Below are 18,543 nucleotides of genomic sequence, written 5' to 3'. Positions count from 1 at the left end.
TCTCTATCCTTCTTTTTCACTTTCACGTGCTCTTTTCTTTTGCCACATCAGATAAAGCACAAGTCCAAGCATTAAAATGAGCAAAATAATCGCACCGATCATCCACCAATTGGGACTGTTGTCGATCATGACGTCTTCCCGGTTCAACTTACGGGCATCGTCGGCATCGATCGTAAACTCACGAGTCCAAGACCATTCATTGTCTCCCGACTTTGCGGTTAGTTCTAACACGTAGTTCCCACTTCGAAAACGATCTCCCTCTAAAGAAATCGGAAAGTTAAAATTCGAATTGGGCGCCATCTGCATCTTCTCTTTACTGGCCTCATAGAGAACGTCGCTCTCTCCTGCTCGTTTCACGGTAGCTTCCACCGCCAATTGATTGACAAAGGTGGGCGTGAAGTTTTGTAGCGTGGCACTGATCACATTGCGATAGTTCAATTGATCCGCAAACACATCTAATAGTTCCAACTCCGGTTGCACCGAGTCTCGGGTATTACTGACGACCACACCTACCACATGGGCAAATTCATTCTTGATCGCTACCCCTTCTCCTTCTGGTGCTTCACTTTCTTCCTCTTCTTTTACTTCGGTGATTCGTAAACCACCAGCTAAATACCCTTCAAAGGCGTCTTTAGGCATCTGTAAAGGAATGTCTATGACCTTTGTTTCTTTTCCTGCGAGTGTAATGACCTCCGAAGGAGTCATCAGTTCATCCAAGGAGTGAACCAAGGTTGGATCTTCTTCTTCGGCATCTTTGCCATACTCGACATTTCCCAAAGTATTGGTATACGCCGTATGCGGTGTCACCTGGACATTGATTGGTTCTGAACTGGAATTACCGACTTTCAGCTGCAAGGTCTCTTTTTGACCAGGAGCGAGTAATAGCTCATAATACCCTTTACCTTCATCGACTTGACTTTTGGGAAAAAGCGGGGTGACATGTGTATTTAAGGCCGTCTCTTCAGCTTGGGCTGAAATGGGCAAGAAAAGGAAAAGTATCACTAGGAGCCACAGCCCGCTTTGCGTAATTTGTTTGTGTCTCATTTTTTTAATCCTTTCTAAAAAAAGCAGCGCCACAGAGATCTGTAACGCTGCTAGTGACTAATGGAACATGGAAATTGTTACTTCTTAAAGGTCATTTTCAGGTGTTAGTTCTAATTCCCATGTCAAGGTAGAGGTATACGTTACCGCATCTTTAGCAGTCGAACCAGGAACGAATAATTGAATCGCTTCATTCTCTACAACAGCTGCGCCATCTTCTACTTGTTTTGCAATCGCATCATGATCTCCCCAAACAGCCGTCGAGGTACCAGCACCTTTTTGGTTAGCTGCCGTCATAATCGGTACGGCATCATTATTTGGAATCAATTCCAATCCACTTGCATGAATGCTCGGTGCTTGAGCTGCATCATCGATACTGTAGCGTAGGGCCGGATCGAATAACGTGATTTTTGCGCCTTTTAATACCTTGTTTAATGTATCCGTAGGTGCTTCAAATTCTGTTAAACTTACACTTAATTCCCATCCTTCATTGGTACCGCGGGTGTCTTGGACTTGTGCCAAACTTACATAAGGAACTTTATTTTCTTCACCGGTTGTTCCTGTTTTTTGTTGTCTTTCAGCGACCATATTGTAATGCTCATCTGTAGTTGAGATAATTTGTGAACCGAAGTTCATTGTTGGCACAGTTGTGATTGTTAAAGGTCCTTTGTTTTCTCCATCAGGACCAGTGACTGGCGGAATAGTTACATCAGGACCATCCGGTCCAGGATCAACGACTGTGTCATCATTTCCTGGCGTGAAGGTGATTTGACCCTCAGTGGTTGTTTTGCGAACTTCTTGTGTTTCCTTCTCTTGAACAGTTTCTTCGGCGAAGGCTTGTACGCCTCCGGCAAAAATGGTTGTTGATAATGCAGCTACAGTTGCTAACCGGATAAATTTCATTCTTAAATTCCTACTTTCATTTAATTGTTTTTTGTGTTGCTTTTCTTCTTTTGTACCCTAAGGCTAATAAAACGCTACCCACTAAGAAACTGCCGATCCATAGTCCAAGTGAGCTATCAATCATATTGGTTTTCGGCAAAGTACCGTCTGGCTTTTGTGGGCTAGTGCTAGGTGGTGGGGCTGGCGGACCGATTGGTTCATAGGCCCCGGTAAATCCAATCGATCCTTCTGACTCAACGGATTGGACCTGTGTACCGTAAACCAGCAACGGAAACTGCATCGCTATTATTAGGAAACATAGAACGATTATTTGGCCGACCGTTTTTCGCATATTCCCTCCTCCTTTAATGTTCTTCTCAAAATTCATCGTTTTTAAGGAGACAAAAAAAAAGACATTCGATAGAATCAAATGTCTTAAAAAAGTTATTAAATTAGTCTTTCTATTTCAGAATATAAATAGCGAATATAAATTCTAAAAAACGATGGTTTTTGATGCAAATCATTAAACAAAATAAGGATCAACTTGAAGCCTTATTTGCATCTCTTATATTACAAGATTCTCACCAAAATAAATAATCGAAATTTTCACTTCGGTATGCAAATTTAGAAAAACGAATATTAAAAAAGAATCATTAAAAAGAGCGTACAGCAATTTTTTCTCTGGATACTTTTGATTGATCCATGTAATTTAGAAAATATTTTTTGGTCATAAATCGTTACGAAATCTAGATTCAGTCAAATAACGCATTCACTATTTTTCAGAGCAACCCTTCTAAAAGGTGGAAAACTAAAGTTTGATTAAGTTAATTGTTCATGGAGAGTTGACTTAATTAAGCTCGTTTAAATAGTTGGTAGGAACCCAATAGAGTATACCCCAATGTCATTAAGTTAAGGCAAAAAGCAGGAAAACATTTAAGTTTCCCTGCTTTATTTTTTCTATGTAAAAGGACACTCTCTTGATACAATTATTTTAACAATAATAAAACGTCATAGCGCTACTTATTCTGGAGGTGCCCTTATGTCTAATACTATCAACATTTCATCCACACTTCAAGCAGCTCATAAAATCAAACAAAATTTAGAAGATCAAATTCGCTGTATTACAAATCAACCTGAAATTTTTGCTCAATCTCCGACTGATTTTTCTCGAAACAGAAAATTATCTTTTGAGACAACTCTCAAAATTATTCTCTCTTTCGGTGGACAAAGTCTTGCTAGTGAATTACTCTCTTACTTTGATTTTACACTTCAAACGCCAACGGCTTCCGCATTTGTACAGGCTCGAAGTAAAATAAAAATTGAAGCTTTCAAACAACTCTTCTACCGAACCATTCCTTCAAGTAACCAAAACAAGCAATATAAAGGGTACCAACTATTGGCTCATGATGGCTCCGATATTAATATTCCTTATGATGAAAACGATCCTGAATCCCATTACACCATCGGAAAGTTTGATAAATCTGTAGGATCTTTTCATCTCAATGCTTTATATGACCCATTAAATAAATACTATGCATCGGTAAACTTCCAAAAAATTAGACAGCTAGACGAACGGAGCAGTTTGTGTCAAATGGTTGATGAGTTTACTTTTGAAAAGCCAACAATTATTATTGCAGATCGTGGTCATGAGTCATTTAACGTGTACGAACATATTAGAAAAAGTGGTCAAAAATTCGTAATTCGAGTAAAAGATACCAAAAGTAATGGCTTTCTTAAAGGACTTGGATTACCTCAAAAAGGAACATTTGATAAAGAGGTTAACCTTTGGTTAATAAGAAGACAGACAAATAAAATCAAAACTGACAAGAGCTATCAATTTGTGCGTAAAAAAGCCAGCTTTGATTATCTCCCATCCGATTCAAAAGAAAGCTATCCCGTTAGTCTCAGAGTCGTTCGGATTAAGTTGAGTGAGGATAGTTATGAATCTTTAGTCACAAATCTTGATTCCTTCACTTTTAAACGCGAAGATTTAAAAGTACTTTATCACTTACGCTGGGGAATTGAAACTTCCTTTAGAGAATTAAAATATGCCTTAGGTTTAAACCAATTCCACTCAAAGAAACTAGAGTTTATTATTCAAGAAATTTACGCTCGTCTCATTATATACAACTTTTCAATGGAAATTGCTCAGGTAGTGGCGTTATCAGCTCCTTTAAAGCAGTTCTATCAGCTTAATTTCACACAAGCTATAGGCATTTGTAAAAGATTTTTTCTTGATCAAACCGTCAATGTAGAAATTTTGATAAGAAGATATTTCCTCCCCGTACGCCAGAATCGGAGTAACCAGAGAAATATAACAAAAAAGAAATTTGTTGGTTTTTTATATCGTATTGCCTAATATTATAAATCGGACTATACCATATAGGACGTTTTATTGTGTTGCTCGAAAATATAAAATTAGTCAAGTTAATAAGAAAAAAGCGATATACTTGAGACTATTATTTGTTTTTTTGTCTTAACTTAATGACATTGGGGTATACCTTGTTGGACCCATATTATCTCTTGAATGTATTGATTAACTGAACATAAATTATTTAAGGGATTTTATGATGGAAAATGAGTTTTCTAAAGTATACAAAAAAAAATTGCCCAGAAAGTTTTTTCTGGACAATTTTTTAGCCTATTTTCATTTCAGATTGTATACCATCGAATAGTAATTATTTGTACTTAAATTATTCCCACAAAGTTCCTTGAAGTACGTGCGATAATCTTTCTCAACAATTCGTAAGATTTCATTTATTGGTAATTTATTATAGTCATAATGAATTAGCTCGGTGATTAGACTTAATTTTGCGTCAATTCCTAGAACTATAGGAAGATTTTCCCAAAAGTTTTCTGGTGAAATTGTGCTTGTCAATTGGTCAAGTTGTTCGAACTGTTGTGCCAGATAAACATTCAGTTCTTCTGATTTTCTTTTATCTTGTGGTATATTTTCTTGAAATTGACGCATATATTCATCTTTCGTTAGAGATGGGTTCATGTTGTGTGCTCCTTTCTCTTGCCCTTTTCCTTCATTTCTGATTGATTTGATAAAATTTTCTACTTTTTTATTGATCTATATACAGTATTGTAGATCATCATTCTGGATAAAAATTTGATTTATCAGAGATTCTAAAGATAAAACTAGAGAAAAAACGGTATTCTTTTCTAATTGTAAGGAACTGCACTTAATTCCCACGTCAACTTTGTCGAATAACTAGTTGCTTCTGGATTCGCCCCCTTTGGAACATTGAGTGCAACACTCTATTTTGCCGTCTCTGCATCACCAAACCGGTAGATCCAAGTTCCCATTCCTTCACTACCTTGAGCTTTGATCAATGTTTGGCGATTTCCAGGTATTAGGGAATGGACAGATTGAAGTTCTGGAGCAGTTTTCCCTTGAGCAGTAACAACTTGTTGGTTTGATAGAGTTATACTAGCGCCATTCAATACTTGGTTTTCTTTTCCTTTAAATTGTTCTTTTTGTGTCACTGCTAATTCCCAGCCGTTACGCTCAGATTCTGGGCGTCGATCACTGATCTGCACAAAGTTTGGTCGTTCTTCTTTCTCGCTAACTACTCCATCTTCATTCATTAAACGTTGTGGTTGAGCATAATACGTTTGATCACGAGCAGAAATAGCTTGTAACCCAAAGTTGAATTGCGAAACAAAGTCAATACTCAACAGCCCTTGACCTTCAGGCAAATCTGGTTTATTTTCTGGGTCCACTTCGACTTCTGGATCCAAAGGATCGACTGGTGAGACTTGGGTAATTGTTTCATAAACAGCTTGAACCGTCGTATCTGTACTTCCCATCATGAAGGTAGTAGTAGCTGAAGTTGTGTTTACGATATTTGTCCCAGTCCCTGACACAACTTCCCAGCGTACAAAGTGATAACCACTGTTGGGATTTGCGTTTAATGTTGTTGTGCTTCCTTGAGCTAAAGTACTAGCCTCTGCACTCGGATTTCCCCCATCACTCGGACTGGCTTCAAGGGTCAAATTGTAGGTGATTTCTTCATATACAGCACGTACTGTCGTGTTTGCGCTCCCCATCGTGAAGGTAGTGGTAGCTGAAGTTGCGTTTGCGATATTCGCCCCAGTCCCTGATACAACTTCCCAGCGTACAAAGCGATAACCACTGTTGGGATTTGCGTTTAATGTTGTCGTACTTCCTTGCGTTAGTGTTGTGTTTGTTGCACTCGGATTTCCTCCAACATCGGGATTAGCTTGTAAAGAGAGATTGTAAGAAACAGGAGGTGTGACCCATCCACTACCACTAGCATTAAAGACCATACCGGTATATCGACGGTCATTAAACGTAGTAAGATACCTTTCATTAAAATCATTTGGATTACTATTGCTATTCACAACAGTCGCTCCATTTAATCCACTAAGCATGACATCTATACTATTCCAAGAATTTAAACCTAAAAACACTCCATTCCTTGATTCTACCATAGAGAACCTATTTGCTTGAATAATTATTGTACTCCCAGCAGTTGAAAGAACCGGTCTTAAACCAGAATTAGTGGATGATAGAATCCATCCATATTGATTACTAATAGGTATGATTTTCAGAGTACCATTCCGAACCAACTCTATTCCTGTCGCACGCACTGTTGCACTAGCTCCGCCAGCTGTGTCAGCTCTAATCTGTATAGCTCCATTTAAATTTATATTCTGACCAGATATTATAGAGCCTGCCGTACCAGTTGACATAGTAATATTTGCATGATTAATTTCTATTAGCCCACTTCCATTATGAATAATGAGGGGAGCTGTACGAGAATCTCTTCCAATTAGAGCTGGCTCATCAGTTAGTCCTGTAGAAGTTATAGTTAGACCTGCTACACCACTCATTACTAAACTATATCCGGAGTTCTGAAAATTAAGAGTCCCTCCATTAAGTGTTATGGATGATAATCTTGTATTAAGAGAATCTCCTAAAATGGAACTAGAAAAAGATATATTACCAAGAATTATTATCGTGACAGTAGAAGAGTTCCATGCGCTTCTAAATTGGCTCCAATTATTTACACTGCTAATAGATCGATTTTGAATATCTCTTGTTTCTTCCAAAATACGTTCTTCTTCTATTACAATCAATTCTTCTGGTATAGATAAGTTTTCTTCTACAGCAATCACCGGTTGAATAGTTGTTGAATTATTAATACTGTCTTTTGTATTATTTTGTTCGGTCATCTCTTCTGATTGATTAATTATTTCAGCTTCTTCTAACTCGTTGAGTTTCTCCGTTCTCATTACTGAAGGAGAATCCTGTACTTCCACATAGACATGATCTGCATCGTTATCAAGCGTAAGAAAGTAGTTTCCAGGAATTTCAAAAAGAACGGATACTTCAAAAGATTTCTGTTCATCGTTAGTAGATAGACTCCAATATTCACCATGAGAATGGTGAATTGATTCTCCATTAGAAAACTGATTTTCTATAATTTTTCCGTTTTCAGGAATTCGGATCAATACTTCATTCGAAGGCAATTTACTAGTAAATTTGAAAGTAGTGGGTTGACCAATTACAGTCCGGAATGATTTTACCTCAAATGAAAATTCTTGAATCTCTTCTCCATTGTTTTCTAAATTTGCTCTTGCGCTAACTGTATTTAATAAACTATTTTGCTCTGCATTAAATGTCTCAACAGGTTCTACATCATTACTAGATTGCGTATCTGCATCAACCATTTCTACTTGATTAAAACTTATTTGTAAGAGTAGCATGGTAATTACCAAGATACTGAATAAGTCACTTAGTTTTCTATTCAATGTCTTGCCACCTCTCATTTCGGTTGTTCTTTCTCATTTTTTTCTTTTTATAAAAAATAAAAAGAAAATAGCTTACTAAAAATAGCAATAAAAGTATAGCGACGATCATCCACCAATTGAGACTCGTATCAATCGTGACATCTTGTTGATTCAATGCTCTCGCTTCATCCGCATCAATGGTAAATTTCCGTTCCCATTGCCATTCCTCTTCCCCAGAGCGTGCCGTCATTTTCAACAAATATTCACCACTGCGAAAACGATCGCCTTCTAAAGAAATCGGAAAATTGAAATTGGAGTTTGGCGCCATTTGCATCTGTTCTTGACTGGCTTGGTATAAAATTTCTTCTTCCCCCACTTTTTGTACCGTGGCTTCAACTTCTAAGCGATTCACGAATGTTGGGGTGAAGTTTTGTATATTCGCACTGATGACATTACGATAGTTGAGTTGATCGGCAAAAACATCTACCAACTCTAAATCAGGTTGCACGGCGTCTTGGTTATTACTCACCACCACACCGATGATATAGGCAAACTCATTTTGGATGGCGACCCCTTCTTCGTCGCTTGTTTCTTCCGTTGTGTCTTCTTTGACTTCTTCGATTCGTAAGCCACCCGCTAAGAAGCCTTCGAAGGCTTCTTTAGGCATCTTCAGATCAAGTGTCACTGTTTTCGTTTCGTTACCACCAAGCTCGATGATTTCGGGATGTTCGATCAATTCAGCAAGCGAATGCTTGAGTGTTGGATCTGCTTTTTCCGCGTCTTGCCCGTATTCTACAACCCCCATCACGTTCGTATAAGCAGTATGTGGCGTGATTTTGATTTTCTTTGCTTCTGCGTTTGCGTTTTGTAGTTTCAACGTTAGTTTTTCTGTCGTATCTGGCGCAAGGGTTAACTGAAAGTAACGTTTGTTACCTGCTGTTTGATTATCTGAGAATTCCGGTGTCACATAAAAATTTAAGGTTCCTTCTTCTGCCCCTACGCGCATTGGTGCCAACAAACTGACGAACACCATAAGCAATACTAGCCCTGCTTGTTGGATTTTATTTTTTCGATATGTACTTGCTTGTTTCATTCATTTACTCCTTTCTTTAAAGAAAGTAGCGCTACAAAATTGTAACGCTACACCGTTCACTTCTATCAGCTGAAACCCTCGGTTTCGTCAAAACTATACGGCGCCATTTTCACCTGATTTATCAATATCTTCATTATTATCAGGTATATTGGATAATTCCCAAGTTAGTGTGGATTTGTATTGTGCCGCATCTTTCGCTGTCTTACCAGGAACAAATAATTGGATCGCATTATTTGTCACCACGTCAACCTTATCGTCCGCTTCTTGTGCGTTTAAGTCTGCTTGATTGCCCCAAACAACGGAAGAAACACCAGCACCTTTATCTTTTTCTGCGGTCATCACGGATACAGCAGAAGCATTTGGGATCAATTTCAATCCACTTGTATGAGCTACTGGTGCATTTCCAGCCGTGCTTCCTTCATACTGAATTCTTGGGCTTACCAATGAAATCTCTGCCCCAAGCAAGGTATCATTGACTGTTTCTTTCGTTGCTTTAAAGTCGGTCATACGTACTTGCAGGTCCCAACCAGCATTCGTTCCTCGGACATCTTGTACTTGCGCAAAACTGACATAAGGGACTTTATTTTCTTCACCCGTCGTACCCGCTTTTTGTTGCTTTTCTGCAATCATATTGTAGGTTTGATCCTGATTCGAGATCACTTGTGGACCGAAATTCATCGTGACAGCTTTCATGATCGATAAAGGTCCGGTCGTTCCTGGCACTTCAGGCTCAATGTCTACATCTGGCCCATCTTCTGGTGGAATAACGACTAGGTCTTCCTCTTCATTTGGTGTAAATTCAATCGTTCCATCCGTAGTGACATTACGTACTTCTTTTGATGTTTCCTCGGGTGGTTCAGCTGCGAAGGCTGTGATTCCTCCGACAAAAATGGTTGAGCTTAATGCTGCAATGGTTACTAATCTAACAAATTCCATGTATTTAAATCCTACTTTCTTTTATTTGTTTTTTTCTTTTTGTGCCGCCAAAACCAAAAGCCAAGTACTATGATGACAAGCAAGAGACCAAACATTGACCAAATGCGCATCTTTTCCTCGTTTGTTTTCGGTAATCTTCTGGCTGTTGGGTGATTGACCCCTGAGGGGTGTTGAGCAATTTCTTTTGGTAAATCTGGTTTGATCGCACCTTCCGGTGCTGGATCTGGTGTTCCTGGTGTTTCATATATGCCAGTAAAACCAATCGTACCTTCTGTTTCCACAGAGCGTACTTCTGTCCCATAAACTACTAGTGGTACATATACTTGAATCAGTAACATACCCATACTTAGTATGTATCTTTTTTGGTGTTTCATATCCCTCCCCCTATATTCTTAGATGTCTCAAAAATCATGGTTTTTGATGCAAATCATTAAACAAAATAAGGATCAACTTGAAGCCTTATTTGCATCTCTTATATTACAAAATTCTCACCAAAATAAATAATCGAAATTTTCACTTCGGTATGCAAATTTAGAAAAACGAATATTAAAAAAGAATCATTAAAAAGAGCGTACAGCAATTTTTTCTCTGGATACTTTTGATTGATCCATGTAATTTAGAAAATATTTTTTGGTCATAAATCGTTACGAAATCTAGATTCAGTCAAATAACGCATTCACTATTTTTCAGAGCAACCCTTCTAAAAGGTGGAAAACTAAAGTTTGATTAAGTTAATTGTTCATGGAGAGTTGACTTAATTAAGCTCGTTTAAATAGTTGATAGGAACCCAATAGAGTATACTCCAATGTCATTAAGTTAAGACAAAAAAACAAATAATAGTCTCAAGTATATCGCTTTTTTCTTATTAACTTGACTAATTTTATATTTTCGAGCAACACAATAAAACGTCCTATATGGTATAGTCCGATTTATAATATTAGGCAATACGATATAAAAAACCAACAAATTTCTTTTTTGTTATATTTCTCTGGTTACTCCGATTCTGGCGTACGGGGAGGAAATATCTTCTTATCAAAATTTCTACATTGACGGTTTGATCAAGAAAAAATCTTTTACAAATGCCTATAGCTTGTGTGAAATTAAGCTGATAGAACTGCTTTAAAGGAGCTGATAACGCCACTACCTGAGCAATTTCCATTGAAAAGTTGTATATAATGAGACGAGCGTAAATTTCTTGAATAATAAACTCTAGTTTCTTTGAGTGGAATTGGTTTAAACCTAAGGCATATTTTAATTCTCTAAAGGAAGTTTCAATTCCCCAGCGTAAGTGATAAAGTACTTTTAAATCTTCGCTTTTAAAAGTGAAGGAATCAAGATTCGTGACTAAAGATTCATAACTATCCTCACTCAACTTAATCCGAACGACTCTGAGACTAACGGGATAGCTTTCTTTTGAATCGGATGGGAGATAATCAAAGCTGGCTTTTTTACGCACAAATTGATAGCTCTTGTCAGTTTTGATTTTATTTGTCTGTCTTCTTGTTAACCAAAGGTTAACCTCTTTATCAAATGTTCCTTTTTGAGGTAATCCAAGTCCTTTAAGAAAGCCATTACTTTTGGTATCTTTTACTCGAATTACGAATTTTTGACCACTTTTTCTAATATGTTCGTACACGTTAAATGACTCATGACCACGATCTGCAATAATAATTGTTGGCTTTTCAAAAGTAAACTCATCAACCATTTGGCACAAACTGCTCCGTTCGTCTAGCTGTCTAATTTTTTGGAAGTTTACCGATGCATAGTATTTATTTAATGGGTCATATAAAGCATTGAGATGAAAAGATCCTACAGGTTTATCAAACTTTCCGATGGTGTAATGGGATTCAGGATCGTTTTCATCATAAGGAATATTAATATCGGAGCCATCATGAACCAATAGTTGGTACCCTTTATATTGCTTGTTTTGATTATTTGAAGGAATGGTTCGGTAGAAGAGTTGTTTGAAAGCTTCAATCTTTATTTTACTTCGAGCCTGTACAAATGCGGAAGCAGTTGGCGTTTGAAGTGTAAAATCAAAGTAAGAGAGTAATTCACTAGAAAGACTTTGTCCACCGAAAGAGAGAATAATTTTGAGAGTTTTCTCAAAAGATAACTTTCTGTTTCGAGAAAAATCAGTCGGAGATTGAGCAAAAATTTCAGGTTGATTTGTAATACCGCGAATTTGATCTTCTAAATTTTGTTTGATTTTATGAGCTGCTTGAAGTGTGGATGAAATGTTAATAGTATTAGACATAAGGGCACCTCCAGAATAAGTAGCGCTATGACGTTGTATTATTGTTAAAATAATTGTATCAAGAGAGTGTCCTTTTACATAGAAAAAATAAAGCAGGGAAACTTAAATGTTTTCCTGCTTTTTGCCTTAACTTAATGACATTGGAGTATACTCTTGTGTCCTCCTAAAAAGAAACTTTCTGACCTAATTAATTGAGCTACTGAAAGAGCTATTAAACCAGGAATAAAAAAAGGGTCAAAAACTCTTAAGTTTTTGATTCTTTTTTATATTTAAATATGTAAAACAGATGATCACAAACGAAAAATCCTTCCCAGTAACGGGAAGGATCATGAAGATAATAGCTTTTTAATATGTTTCGTCAACTTTTTTAGTAATCATTGGGAAGAATTTCATGCAGTAGATTGCACAAATGCCTACGACGATATAAATGATTTTTGCAAAGATAGTTGTTGAACCACCAGCAATCATAGCAACTAAATCAAGTTCGAACAAGCCGACTAACAGCCAGTTCAGCCCTCCCACAATCAATAAGGTTAATGCAATAGCATCTAAAGTTTTCATTAGAGTTCTCCTTTCTTAAATTGTTATAATAATTATGTACTAAAAAAAGAAACATTGCTTAAATAACGCTCAGGAATTTTAGTAAACTACGTAAAAAGATGAAAACAAGCAAATGTATCGCAGATAATGCATTTAAAAATAAAAAAATAATATCAGACTTATAAAACATTAGATTACAAATATTTTGAAAATTAAATCATCTGGAAATTTAAAATAGAATACAATCTGTTGTCTTTTAGATGATAAACAATCTTATGGTAACAATTGGAATCCGTCCGATTACTATTGACTCCCCTCAATTCCTGTAAACGAAGTTGAAGTATATGTGAAGGCGAATGCTGGACTTTCTATTTAGCTGTTAAAAACTTAAATTAGAAAATGACATTGAAGTTGAGCAATAAAAATCATAACCACCCTTCAAAAGGGTGGTTTGCTCTAGGGCTATAAGCCCTTAACACCGGCCAGCGCCTAAAGACGCTGGCTTTCTCATTTCATGTTCAAGCCATATTGCCTTTGTCACTTTTGCCTACCTTTAAAAAGGTTTTTGTTCTACTCTCTAACCCTTAAAAGGGTCCTCGTATTCTCGAACGCTCAATTTATCTAGCGCTATATCATGTTTCTCTTGTTCTTGAATGTATTTCCTTATGGTCGCTTCATTCAATCCCACTGTGCTTACATAATATCCTTCTGCCCAAAAATGTCGATTGCCAAATTTATATTTTAAATTTGCATGTTTATCAAAAATCATCAATGCACTCTTTCCTTTAAGATAACCCATAAAACTTGACACGCTTATTTTTGGTGGGATACTCAATAATAGATGGACGTGATCTGGCATCATATGTCCTTCCAAGATTTCTACTCCCTTATACTTACATAGTCGTTTGATAATTTCTTGAATACTTGCTCGATATTGATTATAGATGATTTTTCTTCTATACTTTGGTGTGAATACAATGTGGTATTTGCACAGCCACTTTGTATGGGCTAAACTATTTGCTTTATTAGCCATTTCTTTTCCCTTCCTTTCGTTATCAATATGACCTGAACAATCATATTTTAACGATAGGAAGGGCTTTTTGGTAGAACCTTTTATTCCCCACCCGCATAGCAGGTGGTTTTCTGTTTCACTCGCTTTGCGAGCTCAACTTGGTCTAAAGACAATAATAAAAAAAGTGTCAGAAACTTAAAAGTTTCTGACCCCTTTATACCGTGAAATAACTAGCCTTCATAAATGGTTTCTCGTTTGCCTGCTTTAACAACAAGAACTAAAGCATAATCATCATGAATATCACATATTAATCTATATTTTCCTATTCGATAACGCCACAAACCACTTTTATCAGCCGTGAGACCTTTGCCAGTCCACCTTGGATCTTCGCAACCCTCTATATTCTTATTCAACCAAAGTAAAATTTGATTTCGAATGGGCTTATCTAACTTCAAAAATTCTTTATGTGCGCGTTTATCAAATTCAACGTGATACTTCATAAACCTTCAGCCTTCATCATATCTTGAAGAGAAACAGATTCGCCAGATAAATTTTTCAGAGCTTCAGATCCAGCTTGCAAATCTAGGTAATCTTCAATTTTTTCTGTCAATGCTTGTTTCATTAATGTTGATAATGGCTGACCAGTTAGTTCAGCATAACTTTGAAAAAATGCCTCTTCTTGCTCATTTAACCTTATTGTAGTAATGCTCATCGTAATCCCTCCTTATATATATCTATTGTAATACATTGTAATACAAAAATCAAGTTAATCATTAACGGAGGAAACTCTTCATAAACTTTTTCCATAAATTCAGCTCATTTCTTTTAAGGTTTTGGTTTTTCAACATACATTTTTTTTTAACGTTTTTCTGAGGCGAAAGGTTTTAAAAAATTTCAATTTTCAGATCGTTAGATTTCGCTCCTTTCTTTGATTAAACTTCGTTCCATTTCTTCCCAACTGTCATCCTTGGCGTGCTTATGCCCTACACCTGTAGCAGGCAGAAAAAAAGGGAGTGCTGTAGGGAAAAGTTTTGAGTGATTTTCTCAAAAGTTTTCCCGCCCCTTTTTTTCTGAATGCGGAAGGTGTATAAGCAGTGACGCTGAGGGTAACAGTTGGGAAGAAATGGAGCTTAATCAAGACATCGGACGAACGAGCTGAAAATCGCTTTGAAATTTATGCCCTTGACCTTGAACTTGCCTTTTGGTTTTGATCTTGATCTCTTGTTTTTTACTTATTCTTTTGTCGCTTTTCCTGTTGAGTAATCAATCATTATTCCTGTCTGTATATTTGGTATCAGAACGTTGAAATCTATCTGCTTGTCTTCAATACTCTTCGCTTCTAATTGGATAGCGCGTGGGACTAACTCTGTATCGATAAAAATAGGTGTTACTCTATAACGTACATGATTATTTGTACTCTTTAAGTATTGCGCAATCTCATTCTCATACTTGACCATGTGAATCTGATTTAATTCTTGTGTGCCAGTAAATAGGTTTTTCCAGTTTGCATTTTCGCCTGTTAGTTGAAATCCGAGTAATAGCGATAGGTAATCCTTTGATATTATCTCCGGATTTTCCCCCGCTCCACACCGTACGTGAGACTTTCACCTCATACGGCGTTCCATCTTATATCATTTCTTCTAATTCAACTAAATTACATAACTCACGATAGTGTTTAATTTTTGTCAGTTGTTTTCCGTTTAACTGAAGGATATTTAAATAGTTATTTATCGTGCCTTTAGAAACCGCATGAATCAAAATATGAACCCATTTATGAACAATAACTAAATTATCAAAGCTATCCGTACCACCTAAATGTTTGGGTATTTTATGGTGGCAATGGACATCTTCCGCTTTAAGAAATGCTCCTGTGACTGCACATAAGCCTTGTTGCATAGAATATTTTGAAATTCTATTGTCCGCGTATTCTATATTTTTATTATCAGAAAGGTACATAACCATTTTTGAAATTTCTGTACATATATTGGGCAAAAGTTGGCTGTAAATTTTCTTTCGCCCCTTCTTTGTATAGAAACATATATCTTGGCTAAAGCACATATCATTTTTCGTTTGGACATCTGATATCGGATATAGGTACGCTCCTGCAATATTGTAGGTTTTATAGCTGTTCTTGTGTAATCTCTTATAAGTTGCGTTTGCTTTAGTGGGTGGTCCATATTTCCCTGCTGATTTCAACCGATTACGGAAAGTCTGCATAAGACGATAGGCGATTTCGTGAAAGTCTTTATTTACATGTGTAGCTGATTGAAAATAATTCTTTGTTCCTAGTAAATACGCATTGTATTTGTAGGCTGATTTTTGTATAGGGCTTTTCTGAATTTCACGAATAAGGCATCTAAGTTTTTCACTTATCTGTTTCTTTTTGGCTTTTGTTATATACGTATGAGCGACATAGGATTTTCGCTTTTTGACAGCTTTTAACGTGAAGCCCAAAAATTCTGATTCTCTTTTCCTTAGATTAGTTATTTTAGATTTTTCTTGTGAAATATCTAAAGATAAATGATTGTTCAAATAGCCTTTTATACCGTGGTAAATTCGAATTGCTGACTGGTGATTTTTAGTAAATATCTTGAAATCATCAGCGTAACGAACGATAAACATTTCTTTTAGCGTTGTTTTCCGCCTTAAGCCCCTTAATCTTGAAGATGGGTGATATGGCTCTCTCGTTTTCATGAATTCCCATTGGTTGGCAATCCACCAATCAAGCTCATTTAATACCACATTAGATAACAAGGGAGACAATATCCCTCCTTGCGGAGTCCCCTTTTTCGGAACACCCTCTCCTTCAATTGGGGCTTTTAACATCTTGGCTAGAATTGCTAAAACTCGTTTATCTTTTATCCCTATCGTATATAGTTGCTTTATCAGCTTATTGTGATTTACATTGTCAAAGAATCCTTTTACGTCAATATCTACCACGTAGTGAAAATTCTTTCGCGTTAGAAATTTACATCTTGCCATTGCGTGTTTAGCTGACCGATTAGGTCTAAATCCATACGAATGGTTATAGAATTTTGCTTCACATATTGGTTCTAAGATCTGTAAAAACATTTGTTGGATAACTCGGTCTCTCATTGTTGGAATTCCTAGTGGTCTCTTGTTACCGTTACTTTTTGGAATATAAACCCTTCTTACTTTCTGAGGTTTGTAATCCGACAGTACACTTCGAATATATCTGACAAACATTTCTGTATTTGCTAGTTTATAATCATCGATCGCGATCCCGTCTACTCCAACTGTTTTTGAACCTGTATTATTTTTAATCACCCTGTATGCCAAGAGGATATTTTCTCTGGAGATAATTCGTTCATACAAAGGGACAAATGTTGTGGATTTGTTTTTGCTTCTCTCATATAAATCGTCTAATACTTCTTGCATACCGTAATATTCTACATATCGTAAATACGTACTCACCGATGGATAACTCACTCCTATTTTGGAAGTCCCATCATCTTACTCGACCCTGTAAGTTTCATTCAGTTGTTTTAAAATTCAATAATAATAAGACTTGGGGCTATCCCTCCATGCGAATTACCACATATCAACAGTACTGTGCCCCTACTCTCACAAGGATAAAATAATTTCGATTGTTCTCTTATATATACCTGCTCATGAATTAGATGGTTCTCATGCAGTTCCTTGCTTTCCACGTTCCAATTAAGTTAGCTTTGCATATATCCTTAGGTACTTACTTTGAGCCTGTTAATTTATATCTTCTTTGTTAGGTATTCCGAATTTCTTCCTCATCACCATACTTTTCGGTAATTAACCCTGCGCACGCAGTATATAGTTTTCACTATATTACCGATTTAGACCCGTTCATTCGCAAGTTCGTCAGTCAACGTTTGACATTCTTACCATAGATAATTTATAGCATCCCGACCTATCCTCAGCCATATCTTAGGTACAGACTTAGGCTTTGTTCAGCCGACTTCACCTGGCTTCACACAATAAATAGCTATTCCTATTTGTTGCATGCAGGAGTATCAGATAGTTTGTTTCAGCTCAACTTGAAGGCTTTCATTCCAAACTTCACTTAATTAGTTATAACTACATATTTTGTAGTTCTCCTATTTCGTATTTACATACTTATAAGGAAACGTGTCACACAATGACTTCTATTATAGAGCCACACACCACTTTCTAGTTTTTTCTGATTCCAGCCTGTTGGATAAACGTTCGATATATCTCCCCGTTCTTCTGTTGGCATCATAGATTGGTGCAATAGTGCATCTGCGACACCGACCCGATTAAGGGAGTCGAGATTAGAAAATGTTTGCCAAGTGCCTGCATCTATCGACATCTCTTCAGCTTTAAAACTCGGATAATTGCCGTTTACTTGGATAACAACATTCTGACCATCATAATCAGGCAGATTCTCAACCTCTTCAACTGAGATTTCTTCCTGATAGGCCCAATCACCGAAAAAAGCAGGCAACTGAACATTGATTTCAGATAAGTCCATCAAAGAAGCAGTAAACCCAAACAAACTAAATAATGCTGCGAGTATGAATTTTGACTTACGTTTCATATCAATCTCCTTTTATTTCATATAATTACGGATTTCTCCATTGTCCTTAAAATAAATATTTCCATGCCCTTTTAGTAGCCGGTCGATCCTTTTTCTTCTATAGGTCAATAGTGACAGGACTCTAACTCTTTTCGTCACTCTCTTCAGCCATCAGCTTCTCTGCTAGTTTAGTAAGCAAATAAGCATTATCAAAGCGCATTCTATCAATCGACGACTTTCCATGTTTAAGATCCGAGATTGTCATCTTTGCAACACCGGATCTTTTACTTAATTCAGCTATTGATTTCCCACTTTTCGTCAGTAACCATTGAATTTTTTCTTTGTTCGCATACATAGTTATTCCTCCAGAGTTGGAGTGTAGCTATTATTATTTGCTACTACTCACTTTTATGATATATTTTGAGTAGTAGCAAATCCGGTCTATGGTTTTGTTACTTTGTGCTTATTCTGTGTCCGCAGGGTAAGCA

The 18,543-nt window shown here is 36.7% G+C and carries 16 protein-coding genes and 2 pseudogenes; 1 reads left to right on the top strand and 17 read right to left on the bottom strand.

All coding sequences use genetic code 11. The features are described from left to right. Positions 1-3 precede the first annotated feature (3 nt). The 3 genes from IGK01_RS14000 to IGK01_RS13990 form a co-directional block, all read right to left on the bottom strand. Positions 4-1,044: a DUF916 and DUF3324 domain-containing protein gene (locus IGK01_RS14000; protein ID WP_438840846.1), complete on the bottom strand. Its 1,041-nt coding sequence runs from the start codon at positions 1,042-1,044 to the stop codon at positions 4-6. A gap of 84 nt (positions 1,045-1,128) precedes the next feature. Next, positions 1,129-1,944 carry a WxL domain-containing protein gene (locus IGK01_RS13995; protein ID WP_438749041.1) on the bottom strand — a complete coding sequence of 272 codons (816 nt, stop codon included), beginning with the start codon at positions 1,942-1,944 and terminating at the stop codon, positions 1,129-1,131. Positions 1,945-1,960: 16 nt separating this feature from the next. After that, positions 1,961-2,275, bottom strand: a complete 315-nt coding sequence (locus IGK01_RS13990) for an LPXTG cell wall anchor domain-containing protein (RefSeq protein ID WP_438749043.1) — start codon at positions 2,273-2,275, stop codon at positions 1,961-1,963. Positions 2,276-2,962: 687 nt separating this feature from the next. On the opposite strand from IGK01_RS13990, the gene IGK01_RS13985 reads away from it, so the two are divergent. Then, positions 2,963-4,282, top strand: a complete 1,320-nt coding sequence (locus tag IGK01_RS13985) for an IS4 family transposase (RefSeq protein WP_438840845.1) — start codon at positions 2,963-2,965, stop codon at positions 4,280-4,282. Between the two features lie 288 nt (positions 4,283-4,570). Here the strand turns inward: IGK01_RS13985 and IGK01_RS13980 are convergent, their stop codons facing one another. From IGK01_RS13980 to IGK01_RS13915, 14 genes and pseudogenes are all read right to left on the bottom strand, one after another. Further along, a complete protein-coding gene (locus tag IGK01_RS13980) occupies positions 4,571-4,924 on the bottom strand; it encodes a DUF7006 family protein (RefSeq protein ID WP_023523770.1) in 354 nt (117 codons plus the stop codon). A 167-nt stretch (positions 4,925-5,091) separates the two neighbouring features. Further along, a pseudogene (locus tag IGK01_RS13975) lies at positions 5,092-7,128 on the bottom strand (WxL domain-containing protein). A gap of 571 nt (positions 7,129-7,699) precedes the next feature. Then, positions 7,700-8,779, bottom strand: a complete 1,080-nt coding sequence (locus IGK01_RS13970) for a DUF916 and DUF3324 domain-containing protein (RefSeq protein WP_438749114.1) — start codon at positions 8,777-8,779, stop codon at positions 7,700-7,702. 93 nt (positions 8,780-8,872) lie between these two features. Continuing rightward, positions 8,873-9,715, bottom strand: a complete 843-nt coding sequence (locus tag IGK01_RS13965; protein WP_438749051.1) for a WxL domain-containing protein — start codon at positions 9,713-9,715, stop codon at positions 8,873-8,875. 11 nt (positions 9,716-9,726) lie between these two features. Then, positions 9,727-10,089, bottom strand: a complete 363-nt coding sequence (locus tag IGK01_RS13960) for an LPXTG cell wall anchor domain-containing protein (RefSeq protein WP_438749116.1) — start codon at positions 10,087-10,089, stop codon at positions 9,727-9,729. A 563-nt stretch (positions 10,090-10,652) separates the two neighbouring features. Further along, positions 10,653-11,972, bottom strand: coding sequence for an IS4 family transposase (locus tag IGK01_RS13955; RefSeq protein WP_438749118.1), 1,320 nt, complete (start codon positions 11,970-11,972; stop codon positions 10,653-10,655). Between the two features lie 345 nt (positions 11,973-12,317). Further along, positions 12,318-12,533 carry a DUF378 domain-containing protein gene (locus IGK01_RS13950; protein WP_071868076.1) on the bottom strand — a complete coding sequence of 72 codons (216 nt, stop codon included), beginning with the start codon at positions 12,531-12,533 and terminating at the stop codon, positions 12,318-12,320. Positions 12,534-13,089: 556 nt separating this feature from the next. Then, positions 13,090-13,545, bottom strand: coding sequence for an IS200/IS605 family transposase (gene tnpA / locus IGK01_RS13945; protein WP_100917284.1), 456 nt, complete (start codon positions 13,543-13,545; stop codon positions 13,090-13,092). A 209-nt stretch (positions 13,546-13,754) separates the two neighbouring features. Then, positions 13,755-14,024: a type II toxin-antitoxin system RelE family toxin gene (locus IGK01_RS13940; RefSeq protein ID WP_034690364.1), complete on the bottom strand. Its 270-nt coding sequence runs from the start codon at positions 14,022-14,024 to the stop codon at positions 13,755-13,757. Beyond that, positions 14,021-14,236 carry a type II toxin-antitoxin system RelB family antitoxin gene (relB, locus tag IGK01_RS13935; protein ID WP_034690365.1) on the bottom strand — a complete coding sequence of 72 codons (216 nt, stop codon included), beginning with the start codon at positions 14,234-14,236 and terminating at the stop codon, positions 14,021-14,023. The genes IGK01_RS13940 and relB overlap by 4 nt, the downstream gene beginning before the upstream one ends. A gap of 520 nt (positions 14,237-14,756) precedes the next feature. Next, positions 14,757-15,068 (bottom strand): annotated as a pseudogene (locus IGK01_RS13930) (DNA/RNA non-specific endonuclease); the annotation flags it as partial. Between the two features lie 82 nt (positions 15,069-15,150). Then, positions 15,151-16,923 carry a group II intron reverse transcriptase/maturase gene (gene ltrA / locus IGK01_RS13925; protein WP_438749078.1) on the bottom strand — a complete coding sequence of 591 codons (1,773 nt, stop codon included), beginning with the start codon at positions 16,921-16,923 and terminating at the stop codon, positions 15,151-15,153. Between the two features lie 703 nt (positions 16,924-17,626). Then, entirely contained in the window at positions 17,627-18,076 is a 450-nt protein-coding gene (locus tag IGK01_RS13920) for a hypothetical protein (protein ID WP_438749080.1), read from the bottom strand. A gap of 121 nt (positions 18,077-18,197) precedes the next feature. After that, on the bottom strand, positions 18,198-18,410 hold the full coding sequence (locus IGK01_RS13915; RefSeq protein WP_301357021.1) for a helix-turn-helix domain-containing protein: 213 nt from the start codon (positions 18,408-18,410) through the stop codon (positions 18,198-18,200). Positions 18,411-18,543: the final 133 nt, after the last annotated feature.

The organism is Enterococcus sp. AZ080 (genome assembly GCF_051714945.1).
Taxonomy (GTDB): domain Bacteria; phylum Bacillota; class Bacilli; order Lactobacillales; family Enterococcaceae; genus Enterococcus_B; species Enterococcus_B pernyi.
The sequence above is the reverse complement of the archived record's forward strand: the minus strand, read 5'-3'. Positions and strand labels throughout refer to the sequence as shown.

Bases quoted from the DNA above. Each gene is read 5' to 3' on its own strand.
- IGK01_RS13920 (WP_438749080.1), bottom strand. From the start codon at position 18,076: ATGAAACGTAAGTCAAAATTCATACTCGCAGCATTATTTAGTTTGTTT.
- IGK01_RS13990 (WP_438749043.1), bottom strand. From the start codon at position 2,275: ATGCGAAAAACGGTCGGCCAAATAATCGTTCTATGTTTCCTAATAATA.
- relB (WP_034690365.1), bottom strand. From the start codon at position 14,236: ATGAGCATTACTACAATAAGGTTAAATGAGCAAGAAGAGGCATTTTTT.
- tnpA (WP_100917284.1), bottom strand. From the start codon at position 13,545: ATGGCTAATAAAGCAAATAGTTTAGCCCATACAAAGTGGCTGTGCAAA.
- IGK01_RS13995 (WP_438749041.1), bottom strand. From the start codon at position 1,944: ATGAAATTTATCCGGTTAGCAACTGTAGCTGCATTATCAACAACCATT.
- IGK01_RS13940 (WP_034690364.1), bottom strand. From the start codon at position 14,024: ATGAAGTATCACGTTGAATTTGATAAACGCGCACATAAAGAATTTTTG.
- IGK01_RS13955 (WP_438749118.1), bottom strand. From the start codon at position 11,972: ATGTCTAATACTATTAACATTTCATCCACACTTCAAGCAGCTCATAAA.
- IGK01_RS13915 (WP_301357021.1), bottom strand. From the start codon at position 18,410: ATGTATGCGAACAAAGAAAAAATTCAATGGTTACTGACGAAAAGTGGG.
- ltrA (WP_438749078.1), bottom strand. From the start codon at position 16,923: ATGCAAGAAGTATTAGACGATTTATATGAGAGAAGCAAAAACAAATCC.
- IGK01_RS13960 (WP_438749116.1), bottom strand. From the start codon at position 10,089: ATGAAACACCAAAAAAGATACATACTAAGTATGGGTATGTTACTGATT.
- IGK01_RS13950 (WP_071868076.1), bottom strand. From the start codon at position 12,533: ATGAAAACTTTAGATGCTATTGCATTAACCTTATTGATTGTGGGAGGG.
- IGK01_RS13985 (WP_438840845.1), top strand. From the start codon at position 2,963: ATGTCTAATACTATCAACATTTCATCCACACTTCAAGCAGCTCATAAA.
- IGK01_RS13970 (WP_438749114.1), bottom strand. From the start codon at position 8,779: ATGAAACAAGCAAGTACATATCGAAAAAATAAAATCCAACAAGCAGGG.
- IGK01_RS13980 (WP_023523770.1), bottom strand. From the start codon at position 4,924: ATGAACCCATCTCTAACGAAAGATGAATATATGCGTCAATTTCAAGAA.
- IGK01_RS13965 (WP_438749051.1), bottom strand. From the start codon at position 9,715: ATGGAATTTGTTAGATTAGTAACCATTGCAGCATTAAGCTCAACCATT.
- IGK01_RS14000 (WP_438840846.1), bottom strand. From the start codon at position 1,044: ATGAGACACAAACAAATTACGCAAAGCGGGCTGTGGCTCCTAGTGATA.